10 protein-coding genes are annotated in these 11,421 nt (G+C 58.6%); all 10 read right to left on the reverse strand.

Features of this window, described 5'->3' with window-relative positions:
• Positions 1 to 38: 38 nt before the first annotated feature.
• On the reverse strand, positions 39 to 1,646 hold the full coding sequence (locus JMF94_RS08565; protein ID WP_240824701.1) for a DUF4139 domain-containing protein: 1,608 nt from the start codon (positions 1,644 to 1,646) through the stop codon (positions 39 to 41).
• Positions 1,647 to 1,714: 68 nt separating this feature from the next.
• Complete coding sequence (gene ettA, locus JMF94_RS08570) at positions 1,715 to 3,397, reverse strand: energy-dependent translational throttle protein EttA (protein ID WP_240824702.1); 1,683 nt, start codon at positions 3,395 to 3,397, stop codon at positions 1,715 to 1,717.
• Between the two features lie 482 nt (positions 3,398 to 3,879).
• The gene (locus JMF94_RS08575) at positions 3,880 to 5,142 is read right to left on the reverse strand and encodes an L-serine ammonia-lyase, iron-sulfur-dependent, subunit alpha (RefSeq protein WP_240824703.1); all 1,263 of its coding nucleotides are present in this window, start codon (positions 5,140 to 5,142) and stop codon (positions 3,880 to 3,882) included.
• 128 nt (positions 5,143 to 5,270) lie between these two features.
• Positions 5,271 to 5,591: a thioredoxin family protein gene (locus JMF94_RS08580; RefSeq protein WP_240824704.1), complete on the reverse strand. Its 321-nt coding sequence runs from the start codon at positions 5,589 to 5,591 to the stop codon at positions 5,271 to 5,273.
• Between the two features lie 91 nt (positions 5,592 to 5,682).
• Entirely contained in the window at positions 5,683 to 6,597 is a 915-nt protein-coding gene (gene trxB, locus JMF94_RS08585; protein ID WP_240824705.1) for a thioredoxin-disulfide reductase, read from the reverse strand.
• A 126-nt stretch (positions 6,598 to 6,723) separates the two neighbouring features.
• A complete protein-coding gene (locus tag JMF94_RS08590; protein WP_240824706.1) occupies positions 6,724 to 6,909 on the reverse strand; it encodes a hypothetical protein in 186 nt (61 codons plus the stop codon).
• 17 nt (positions 6,910 to 6,926) lie between these two features.
• A complete protein-coding gene (locus JMF94_RS08595; RefSeq protein ID WP_192111415.1) occupies positions 6,927 to 7,319 on the reverse strand; it encodes a PPC domain-containing DNA-binding protein in 393 nt (130 codons plus the stop codon).
• A 48-nt stretch (positions 7,320 to 7,367) separates the two neighbouring features.
• Positions 7,368 to 8,291, reverse strand: a complete 924-nt coding sequence (locus JMF94_RS08600; protein WP_240824707.1) for a dihydrodipicolinate synthase family protein — start codon at positions 8,289 to 8,291, stop codon at positions 7,368 to 7,370.
• 25 nt (positions 8,292 to 8,316) lie between these two features.
• Positions 8,317 to 10,302 (reverse strand): TRAP transporter permease, encoded by a 1,986-nt coding sequence (locus JMF94_RS08605; RefSeq protein WP_240824708.1) that lies wholly within the window; start codon positions 10,300 to 10,302, stop codon positions 8,317 to 8,319.
• The gene (locus tag JMF94_RS08610) at positions 10,302 to 11,282 is read right to left on the reverse strand and encodes a TAXI family TRAP transporter solute-binding subunit (protein WP_240824709.1); all 981 of its coding nucleotides are present in this window, start codon (positions 11,280 to 11,282) and stop codon (positions 10,302 to 10,304) included. The genes JMF94_RS08605 and JMF94_RS08610 overlap by 1 nt, the downstream gene beginning before the upstream one ends.
• Between the last annotated feature and the right edge of the window lie 139 nt (positions 11,283 to 11,421).

Consider the following 11,421-nt stretch of genomic DNA (forward strand, 5'->3'; position numbering starts at 1 on the left):
GAATCCGCCCCCGTAACGCATCTTACCGCCTCCGAAAACTAGGGCGCATCGGGATTCAGCTCAATCTCCACAGGCGAGGTGATGGTCAACTCATGCTTGACCTCGGCCTTGCCGCCCGCAGGCGCATCCACATTCCAGAACAGCAGATGTTCCTTGGCATCCTGCTGGGCCTGCGGTTTGTCGCGGTAGGTCACGGTAACGCCCTGATCCACCAGCATGGGCATGGGCCGCTCAAGGCGCACGGTCACGGCCCTGTCGCGGGTGTTGCGCACGGTATACGTCCAGCCCCATGTCCAGGTACGGCTCTTGCCGATAAAGCCCTTTTCGCCGCGCTGGCGCAGATCGGCGGCGGCATTGACCTGCACGCGCGGGTCAGCGCCAAAGTAGAGCGTAACCTCGTTGCCCTTGGGGCGGAACTGCCCCATACCCACGCTCTGCCCGTCCACGCTGAACTCCGCATGGCCGTCAGGCCAAGCCTGTCCCTCGGGCAGGGTATGGCGCGCCATGAGCCACACGCGGCTGTCGCCCACGGAGGGACGCGCCAGCCACTGCAAGGGGGCCTTCCATTCATCCGCCAGCACCAGCAGACGCGAACGGCCTTCAGGCAAGCCCTTTTCTCCGGGCGTCCAGGCGGCGTACATACCACTGGTGTCGGCTTCTACAGGCGCGGCAGGGGCAGGAGCAGCTTCGGACATGGCGGCATCGGCTGTCATCAGCATACGCGGGGCCGCCTTGGCAAGGGGCTGGGCCACGGGCTGAGGTTGGGAATCAATCACCCAGTGCGGCAAAGGCATGGGTTCGCGCGGGCCTTGCCCACGGGAAACAAGCGTCAGGCGCGTGTCTGTCCAGTCCATGCCGGAGAACTGCCACACCTCGGCCATAAAGCGCACGCTCACGGCATCGCCCTTGCCCTTGTCGGGCTGTACGTCAAAAACATAGGCAGGCCGCCAGCCGCAATTGCGCAGCGTATAACTGTAACGCACAGGCAGCGTGGTTGCGGATACCTGCTTTTGCAGGGTGATAAGCACTGTCTGCCCAAGCTCTGGGCTTGGCGGCAACTGCTGCAATTCCTGCTTCAACAGTGCCAGACGGCGCTCCAGCTCGGCCTTTTCGTAGCTGAGGGCTGGCACTACCTCGGCCACGCGCTTTTCGCGCTGGGTCATATCCTGAAAGCTGCCCTCGGCGGGCGCGCCTTCCCACAGGGCCAACTGGGCCTTTACGGCCTCAAGCTTGCCCGCGAGGGTCATCAGCGCGTGCTGGCGCTCTTCGCGCAGTTTTGCAAGATTGCCGCCCTGATCGAGAGTCTGGGGCAAAAACGCCCAGCGCACGATGGTATGGCCCGGTATGGAGACCTGAAAATTCTCGGCCCCGGCGGGCAGCACTACGCGCACCTGACTTGCGCCATCGGTGGAAACCACAGGCGCCTGCTGCTCCACCTCAAGCAACCCGCCGGAAGGCGTGAGGCGCGCGGCCTTCGGCACTGCTGGCGTGTTGGGCAAGGGTGCGGCCAGAGCGCTCAAAGAAAACAATCCGCTCAAAAAGCAGAGGGTAAGAGCAAGCAAGGCAGGCCGCCCGCTGGCAGATCTGCGGCAAATGCCAAGACCGGAAAGGAAAAAACGCAGGGGAGAAAGGACGGTGTACGACATTGGCCCTCCGGCGAAAACCGCCGCATACAAAGCCGCCGCGCCGCAAGATGCAGCGCGGCGGCGGGCGGCTAACGCGTCAGTTTGCGGTACTTGATGCGGTGCGGCGTGTCGGCGTCTTTGCCGAGCCGCTTTTTACGGTCTTCTTCGTAGTCCGTATAGTTGCCTTCATAAAACACCACGCTGGAATCGCCTTCAAAGGCCATGATGTGCGTGGCCACGCGGTCCAGGAACCAGCGGTCATGGCTGATAACCAGCACGCAACCGGCAAAGTTGTCCAGCGCGTCTTCAAGGGCGCGCATGGTGTTTACGTCAATATCGTTGGTGGGTTCGTCAAGCAGCAGCACGTTTGCGCCAGACTTGAGCATGCAGGCCAGATGCACGCGGTTGCGTTCACCGCCCGAAAGCACGTCCACCTTCTTCTGCTGGTCAGCGCCGTGGAAGTTGAAACGCGTGCAATAGGCGCGGGCGTTGACTTCACGCCCGCCCAGCTTGATGACTTCAGCGCCATCGCTGATGATCTCATACACCGTCTTGCCGGGCGTGAGCGATTCACGGCCCTGATCCACATAGGCAAACTGCACGGTTTCTCCCACCTTGAGCGTGCCTGTGTCGGGCTTTTCCTGCCCCACAAGCATCTTGAACAGGGTGGTCTTGCCCGCGCCGTTGGGGCCGATAATGCCCACAATGGCACCGGGGGGGATAATGGCGTTGACATTTTCCATCAGTTCCCTTTCGCCCATGCCCTTGCTGACGCCCTCAAGCTCAAAAACGACCTTGCCCAGACGCTGTCCCGGCGGAATGTAGATTTCCAGATCAGGCGCGCGCTTTTCACTTTCGTGGGAAAGCATGGCCTCGTAGGCGTTAAGGCGCGCCTTGCCCTTGGCGTGACGGCCCTTGGCCGACATGCGCACCCATTCCAGCTCGCGTTGCAGGGTCTTCTGACGGTCGGCTTCGGTTCTTTCTTCGTTGGCAAGGCGCTTCTGCTTCTGCTCCAGCCAGGAAGAATAGTTGCCCTTCCACGGAATGCCACGGCCACGGTCAAGCTCCAGAATCCAGCCCGCCACGTTGTCGAGGAAGTAGCGGTCATGGGTAACGGCAATAACTGTGCCGGGGAAGGTGGAGAGGAAGCGCTCCAGCCAGGCCACCGACTCGGCGTCAAGGTGGTTGGTGGGTTCGTCAAGCAGCAGAATGTCGGGCGATTCCAGCAGCAGGCGGCACAGGGCCACGCGGCGGCGCTCGCCGCCCGAAATCTGGGCAACGGGCATGTCGCCGGGGGGGCAACGCAGGGCGTCCATGGCCATTTCAAGGCGCGAATCCAGATCCCAGACGTTCTTGGCGTCCATGAGTTCCTGCACTTCGGCCTGACGGGCGATGAGGGCGTCCATCTCGTCCGCTTCCATTGGCTCGGCGAACTTGGCGTTGATTTCTTCAAATTCGCGGGCAATGGCGGTGAGGTTGCTCACTCCGTCTTCCACCACTTCGCGCACTGTGCGGGTTTCGTCCTTGAGCGGCTCCTGTTCCAGATAGCCGATGGTGTAGCCCGGGGCCAGTACGGTCTTGCCGTCAAAGGCCTGATCCACGCCCGCCAGAATGCGCAGCAGGCTGGATTTACCCGCGCCGTTCAGACCAAGCACGCCGATTTTGGCCCCGTAGAAGTACGAAAGAGAAATGTCTTTCAGCACTTCCTTCTGGCCATGACGCTTGGTGACGCGGATCATGGAATAAATAATCTTGTCCGGTTCGTTACTCATGATGCTCCTCAAAATTTGGTGACGCTTCCGGCCCTGCGCCGTTTGAGATAGCGCGGGGCGAAGCGCGCGCCAAATGGGCGCGCTGGATTGATGACAAACCCGGCCATGCAGGCCAAGGGTTTGCGCCGCCAAAACGGCAGCTCCGTCAGGCGGATAAAACGATTGCCCTGTGCGGGCAGGCCGCAGATTTCTGCGGTTTGCCGCGCACAGCGTACAGAGAAAGCCTTTGGTCAGACAGAGAGGCCCGCAGGCCCGCCAGACTCGCCAATGCACTGGGCGCTCGTGTAATATATGAGCCTATCCGTTAGCGGATTCTTTTTCAAGTGGCCTCGCGCTACAGCAACGGCGCACTCTGAGCAGAACTGGAAGATGCTGCCATCCACCACAAAAGCAACCGCGCCTGTCAGGCCAAAACCGACAGGCGCGGCAAGCGCGCAGCAAACACAGCGCGCCCCAATCAGAAGCAGGCCCAGCCCCGCCGCCTAATCAATCATGATATGCAGCACTTCAATATCCGTTTCGCGCATGCCCTCACGGGCAAGACGGGAAACACTGCGGATGGTTTCTTCCACATCCCCTTTCACAATGCCCTCGCCCGCAGGAAAAACCTTGCCCTGCATGGAGAGATCGTGCGCGGTGATGGCGGCGTCCACTGCCGAGGATATTTTGGCAGCGCACGAGCTTTTGGCGCCATCGCACACAATGCCCGACACATTGACCAGCGTATTGATGATGGTGTCGGCAATCTGCTGATAACTGCCGCCGTGCATCCAGGTAATTGCCGCCCCGCTGCCGCAGGCTGCGCTGACCGCCCCGCAGTAGGCCGAAAGCCTGCCAATGCCCGACTTGTTGTGTATGGCCACAAGATTGCTGATGAGCAGCGCCCGGTAAAGCTTTTCGTCCGGCAGGCCCAGCTCGCGGGCGTATTCAATGACCGGAAGCGAAACCGTAATGCCCTGATTGCCGCTGCCGGAATTGATGATAACCGGCAGATCGCTGCCGCCCATGCGGGCATCGGAGCCAGCGGCTGCCACCGCTGTGGCCCGGGTGCGCACATCGCTGCCGCGCGAATCAAGCAGGGAGCGGCCAACCCCCATGGAATACTGGTGGCTCAGGCCTTCAACGGCAATATTGCAGTTGCACAGAATCTGCTTGTCCAGAATATCGCGCACATCTTCAATATTGCAGTTTTCGGCAAAATCAAGAATCCCGGCTATGCTCATAAAAGCGCGGCTTTCTTCATGGCCCTGCACATCAGGCTTGTATTCCCCGCCCTCAAGAATCTTGCCGTTCTTTTCAATGCGCACCACGTTGGTGTGCTCCTCGGCAATTTCCACCACGGCGCTGCTGTCGCCAGCCACCGCCGTCACCAGAATGTGCAGGTTAACAATGCTCTTGAGCAGCTCCACCGTGCAAAATCCCGCCGCCGTAAGCTGCCGGGCGCGCTCGGCATCCTCAGGGGCAACCGGAGTGAGCACCTGCAACTGCAAATCGGGGTTGCCCCCCACTGCGCCGAGCGTGGCGGCAACGGCAATGCCCTTCTGCCCGCCGGAATTGGGCACAACTACGCTCTTGGCGTTTTTGATCATGTTCCCGCTGCAAGCCACCGTCAGGCGATCGGGAAAGGTTCCAAGAACCTTTGTCACCAGCGCTCCGGCAAAGGCAATGGCGATGGGTTCGGTGCAACCCTGGGCCGGGATCAGCTCTTCGCGCAGGATTTCGAGATATTTTACGTAAGTATCCATAGTATCCATCATGGTCATACGCGCCCAGTAAGCGAACGCAACTATGCCCCATGTCAGTTTGTATTGTCCTTGGTCTGCCTGCGGTCAGGGAGAAAACTCAGCCAGCACCGTCGCGTCGCCCATTAAGGCTATTTCAGCAGGGATTCCGCCTTGGCGCGGATGTTTTCCACGCTCAGATCCTGATTGGCGATGCGGTCAACCAGTTCTCCATTCTTGTAGAACAGAAACACAGGCACGGTCATGATCTTGAGTTCAATGCAGAGCCTGCGGCTTCCGGCAATGGGAATCTTGCAAAACTTGACCCGGCCTTCAAAATTTTTCGCCAGTTCTTCCACTTCCGGCATCATGGCCACGCAAACGGAGCACTGCTCGCCCCAAAATTCCACAACTACCGGCTCGCTGCTTTGCAGCACTTCCTGTTCAAAACTGTCTCTGTCTATTGCAAGCATGGGAATCTCCTTGCCGATCTGCCGTACCGCAGACGGCGTTTATTTTTCTGCACAGCCGCAGGCCACGCGGGCCGCAAAGGCTGAAAACTCGCTACCGGGATTGCAGCCAGTGATAGGCGGAAATGGCAGCCAGCGCACCGTCTGCCGCCGCCGTGACAATCTGGCGCAAAGGGGTGTCGCGCACGTCTCCCGCTGCAAAAACACCCGGAACAGATGTGCGCAGGTGGACATCCGTAGCCAGCCAGCCTCCATCAGCGCGCAGAAAGCGCTCATCAAGAAATGCCGTATTGGGTTCAATGCCCACGCATACAAACACGCCCGCCACTTCAAGCTCGGTGCAGTCACCGCTGACCGTGTTGCGAAGGGTCATGCCTTCGACCATATCACTGCCGTTGACGCTCGCCACTGCGCTGTTCCAGACTGGAATGATTTTGTCATTGGCGAGGGCGCGGCCTGTCAGCACGCTGTCCGCCCTGAAGGCATCCCGCCGATGAACAATGTACACCTTGCTGGCAAAGCGCGTCAGGTAGAGGGCTTCCTCCACCGCTGTATTGCCGCCGCCCACAACAGCCACAGCCTCGCCTTCATAAAAAGGCGCATCGCAAACGGCGCAGTAGCTCACGCCTGCCCCGGTCAGCGTGTCTTCACCGGGGCAGCCAAGCCGCCGGTGGGTAGCGCCGCTGGCGATGATGACAGCCTGCGCCGCGTAGTCGCCCTTGGTGGTGCGGATAATCTGGCGGTCGCCCTGCCCTTCCAGCCCGAGCACGTCGCCTCTGGCAAAAGTGCACCCCAGATGCCCGGCATGCTCGCGAAAGGATTTGTCCAGTTCCGGCCCGCTCACATTGGGCAGACCGGGCCAGTTTTCCACATCAAGCGTATTGCATATCTGGCTGCCGCCATTACCGCTTTCCAGCAGCAGCACGTTGAGGCCCGCCCTACGGGCGTATATGCCTGCGCTGGCTCCGGCAGGGCCAGCACCGATAATGACAAGTTCATGCTCCTGCATGGTATCCGCCAAACTTTGGTTTTTCGGGGCGCGCTCCCCCTGCCGCTGCGGTTTCCCGCAGCGGATATCCGGCAAATCCATTGCGCCGGAAGGGGTGCGCCCCAATTAAATGAAGAGTGTACGCGCCTACAGTTTCGCGCAGGTTACCTGCTGGCCGCTGGCGGGCGCTGGCGAACTGGATGCAGATTTGCCGCCCGAAGTGATGGGCTTTTTGCAATGGGGGCAAAGAACCGTGCCGCGCACCTGCGAGGGGCGCAGAAACCGGTGAGATACCTTGTTGCAGTGTTCGCAGGTAAAGGTAAGAAAAGGCATGATCTTTCTCCAGAAATTTATTGTTCCAGCAGTCCCATGACCACCATCTCAACCTGAACCAGCACCTTGGCGCCATCAGCCATGCCGCCCCCAAAAAGCGTTTCGCCCTCGTGGGTTACAGAGCCGTGCAGGTGAACGCGCACCTGATTGTTCTCGCGCCACATTTCGCCCGTGATGCCGTTGACTTCCAAGAACTTTTCAATGGTTTTGGATTTCACCGGCGGCGGCATGGTTGTACAGGTTACGGGATAGTTGCAGATAATTTTTTCAAGGGAGCCAATGCTTGAAAGAATAAAGGCCCGTTCAAGTTTCTGCTGCTCAAAAAAATCCCGCAAGCCCTGAAACAGGTCAGAGCCTGGGCCAAGGCGCAATTTGTACCACTTGGGCTGGGTCAGTTCTGTTACTTGCATGAAATCCTCGATGCTCACCATGAAGTTATAAGCTGTAACTACAGGGCATCACTTGAGGTTGTAGATTTTCTTGAGCTCAAATTCTTCAATCAGCCACTTCATGCCTTCCTGAATCTCGGGGCTGACATCGCGCATGGGGCGCTTGCAGTGACCGACAGGAAAGCCCAGCAGGCGCACAAAGGTCTTGACCGCCACAGGGTTGGTGGCAGCGTAGCAGGCCTCCATGATGGGCAGCAGCTCGTTGTAAATCCTGCGGGTACGCTGCACGTCTTCAAAATTCTTCCAGGGCCGGGACATTTCAGCCATGGCGCGGGGGTGAATATTGCCCGTCACGTTGGCTGTTCCCGCGCCGCCAAAGGCCAGCACGGGCAGGGTCAGGGCGTAGGCGGGCGAATCGCAGCACAGGATGGGCAGTTCGCCGTGGGTGCCTTCCTGAATGGTGGCAATCTGGCCCACGTTGGGCATGGCTTCCTTGTCGGCCACCAGGTTAGGTACGGAATTGAACAGGGTGATGACTGTTTCCGCATTGACGTTGGCCACGACTCTGGCGGGGTTGTTGTACAGGCCCACGCTGATATCAACAGAAAGGCAGACATCAATGAGGTATTCCAGCACGGATGCCTGATCCGGGCACAGATAGGGCGGCACCACAACAACGATGCCGTCCGCGTCCTGCTCCTGCGCATAGCGCGCAAGTTCGATGGTTTTTTCGGTGTCGCCGTGGGTCACGCCAAAAAACGCATGGATCTTGCCCTTGCAGTAGCTGGCCATGTCCTTGATGACGGTCTTTTTTTCTTCAATGGTCAAAGTTGTGGGTTCGCCGGTGGAACCCAGCACCAGCAGGGTGCTGGTGCCGTTGGCGGCGTGAAAATCCACAAGATCATGCATTACACCGAGGTCAATGGTGTTATTTTCGGTAAAGGGGGTAACAATCGCTACCCAGGAACCTTCAGGATAAATCAATTTTCCCATCTTCAATCTCCTTTAATGCTCTGCCTCAGGCAACAGCACGGGCCTGCACGGCCTTGCTGCTCATTTTACAATATGCGCCGGTAACAAACACAATGCCAAGGCCAATCATATCTGTGATGGTACCGGGAATAATCAGCAGACACGCGCCCACAATCAACAGCAGCGCCACCGGCAACGGTATGGGGCGGAAAAACCAGCGTTCCATGCCGCCAGCCAAGGCAACGGTGCCAATGGTGGCGGTAACAAAAACCTGGAGGATGTTCTGCCACTCGCCCTGCATGAGCAGAGCCGGGTCATACATAAAGAAGAACGGCACAATAAAGGCCACGCTGCACAAGCGCGAGGCGATCAGGCCCGTTCGCATCATGGAGGCGCCCGCCACTTCCGCGCCAGCGTAAGCGGCAACGGCCACCGGAGGAGTAACCATTGAGATCACCCCGAAATAAAACACGAAGAAATGCGAGGAAAGTACGCTGAAACCAAGTTCGCGCAGGGCGGGAACCCCCAGGGTCGCCACAAGCACATAGGCCACGGTGGTAGGCGTGCCCATGCCCATGAGGAGCGAGGCAAGCATGATCAGAATCAGCGCGACTATGGTGCTGCCGCCGGATATGGAAATGACCACCGAGGCGAGGTTAAGCCCCACGCCCGTAAGCGACACAACGCCGATGACAATACCCGCGCCAAGGCAGGCAACTGCAATCAGGATCATGCGCCGCCCGGCGGTGGAAAGTATTTCAACAAAACGGCGCGGCCCGATGGCAAACTTTTTATCGCCCCACGAAACCAGCACGGCAGACGCAGCGGCAGCTATCGCCGCCCTGAAGGGCGTGTAGCCGCTCATCATGATCACAAGCAGCACCACAATGGGCAGCAGAAGATAGAGTCTTTTGACAACATCCTTCATGCGGGGCAGTTCCTCCTTGGGAACCCCCAAAAGGCCCAGCTTGGCAGCCTCAAAATCCACCATCATGAGGATGGAAAAAAAGTACAGAAAGGCCGGGATCACCGCCGCCTTGCATACCTCAAGGTAGGGTATGCCCAGCGTGTCCGCCATCAGGAATGCAGCTGCGCCCATGACAGGGGGCATGATCTGCCCGCCGGTGGAGGCCGCAGCCTCCACCGCGCCGGCAAACACAGGTTTGTACCCGGCCTTTTTCATCATGGGGATGGTGAACGCGCCCGTTGCGTAAACATTGGCGGCAGCCGAACCGGAAATGGTGCCGAAAAAAGCGCTGGTAATAACAGCAATCTTTGCAGGGCCGCCGCGATAATGGCCTGTCAGCGCACGGCCGAGATCCATGAGCACATCGCCCGCGCCGCACCTTTCAAGAAAGGTGCCGAATACAATGAAGGCAGCAATGTAGGTAGCCGAGACACCAATGGCTGAAGAATACAGGCCCTCAAGCCCGAACCCCAGATAATCCACCACTTCGTTCCACGAAAAGCCTTTGTGCGCGAGCATGCCGGGGATATGGTTCCCCCACAACGCATAGGCAAGAAACAGGAGGCAGACCACCAGCAACGACATGCCAACTACGCGCTGGATAAGCACCAGAACCAGCACCAGGGCAGTAATGCCGCTGATGGTCTGGCCAAGGGTCAGGTCGTCAACCATGACCAGACGTTCCGCAATCTGGTCAGCCTGAATGGCTGGCAGCGCAAAAGCCGCCAGAGCCACCAGCGCCAGCACGAGATCAAGGGGCGCTGGCCCGCGCTTCTTGCTGGATGGGTACACCAGAAAGGCCAGTGATGCGGCAAACATGACGTGGATGGGCCGATGCACATAGGCCACCGGCATGCCAAAAATCGTGGTGACGCAATGGTAGCCCGCAAAGAGCAGGCAGCCAAAGAATATGAGGTATTGCACAAGTCTGGCGAAACCCTGCTGGCCCGCAACTTCGCCAAAGTCATTGCTGGCTTCGCCTGCAAGTTCTTTTTCCACAGCACTGCGGGCCAGATTGACCTTGGTTGACGCTCCTGTGGCGTCCTTTTGTTCGGAAGAAGCCATTATTTCACCCAGCCCTTTTCCTTGTAATAACGCAGTGCGCCGGGATGAATGTATTGCACGTCTATATGTTCGGCGCTTTTGCTGGGATCAAAGACAGAATAGGTCTGGTGCACATTACGGATCATCTCTGGCTTTTCGCAAAGCACCTTGGTCAGGGCGTACACGGCATCGTCCGGCAGGTTGGCGCCCACGGGCAAAACAACGGTTTCGGCCATGTGCTGCATATCCTTGTCCACAAAGTAGTACTGCCCGGCCTTGAGGGTAAAGGTCATGTAGCCATCGCTGCTCAGCTTGTCGAGAACCGCCTGATCAATGGGCAGCATCTTCATTTTAACGGTGGTGATCAGCTCGTTGATGGACGAAACGATGGGGCCCACATAGGCGTCCGCGTGACCGTCCTGAATGAGGGAGGAGGCTTCCGCATAGGAAACGTAGCTCACGGAGCCGCCCCATTCCTTGATGTCTTCAAACGAGAGACCGTACTGCTTGAGCATGTTCTCAGAGGCAACAGCGGGCGAGGAGCCCTTTTTGGAGGTCAGCAGGCGGATTTTAGGCTTGCTGCGGGCAATATCCGCAATTGAGGTGTAGGGGGAATCCTCACGCACAAGAAAGAAGCTCATGGGCATTGGCGCCACATACATCATGATTTTTACATTCTGCACGGGCTTACGGTTGGCAAACACGCCTTCGGCCTTGAGGCTTTCCTGATAAAGCTTGATCATACTTGTGCCAAGATCAGCCTTGCCCGCATCAATCTTCAGCAGATTTTCCACCGAGCCGCCAGTATTGACGCTCACGGTAGTGCCAGGCATGACCGAACGTGCCGCCTCGCCGATAACGCCGCCAAGGGCGTAAAAATCGCCGCCAAGCGGGCCAGAGGTAATGGTAAACGTTTTCAGCTCCGCCGCCTGGGGCATCTGGGCCAGCCCAGCCGCCAGCATGACCACGGCAACCAACAGCGAAATCAAACCCTTTTTCATAGCATACTCCTGTATACGGTTTATTCCGGCCTTTAGTAAGGCGCGGCAGCGTCGCTGGTCTTGGCAATACTCTGGGGGGGGGACCAAAATCATTAGCACCCTATCAAAATTCATTCCAAAATCATATACCCCTTCCCAG

This window comes from Desulfovibrio sp. UIB00 (assembly GCF_022508225.1).
In the GTDB taxonomy this organism is placed as follows: domain Bacteria; phylum Desulfobacterota; class Desulfovibrionia; order Desulfovibrionales; family Desulfovibrionaceae; genus Desulfovibrio.

Excerpts from the sequence above, each read along its gene's own strand:
- JMF94_RS08565 (WP_240824701.1), bottom strand. The coding sequence starts at position 1,646 with ATGTCGTACACCGTCCTTTCTCCCCTGCGTTTTTTCCTTTCCGGTCTT.
- ettA (WP_240824702.1), bottom strand. The coding sequence starts at position 3,397 with ATGAGTAACGAACCGGACAAGATTATTTATTCCATGATCCGCGTCACC.
- JMF94_RS08575 (WP_240824703.1), bottom strand. The coding sequence starts at position 5,142 with ATGGATACTTACGTAAAATATCTCGAAATCCTGCGCGAAGAGCTGATC.
- JMF94_RS08580 (WP_240824704.1), bottom strand. The coding sequence starts at position 5,591 with ATGCTTGCAATAGACAGAGACAGTTTTGAACAGGAAGTGCTGCAAAGC.
- trxB (WP_240824705.1), bottom strand. The coding sequence starts at position 6,597 with ATGCAGGAGCATGAACTTGTCATTATCGGTGCTGGCCCTGCCGGAGCC.
- JMF94_RS08590 (WP_240824706.1), bottom strand. The coding sequence starts at position 6,909 with ATGCCTTTTCTTACCTTTACCTGCGAACACTGCAACAAGGTATCTCAC.
- JMF94_RS08595 (WP_192111415.1), bottom strand. The coding sequence starts at position 7,319 with ATGCAAGTAACAGAACTGACCCAGCCCAAGTGGTACAAATTGCGCCTT.
- JMF94_RS08600 (WP_240824707.1), bottom strand. The coding sequence starts at position 8,291 with ATGGGAAAATTGATTTATCCTGAAGGTTCCTGGGTAGCGATTGTTACC.
- JMF94_RS08605 (WP_240824708.1), bottom strand. The coding sequence starts at position 10,302 with ATGGCTTCTTCCGAACAAAAGGACGCCACAGGAGCGTCAACCAAGGTC.
- JMF94_RS08610 (WP_240824709.1), bottom strand. The coding sequence starts at position 11,282 with ATGAAAAAGGGTTTGATTTCGCTGTTGGTTGCCGTGGTCATGCTGGCG.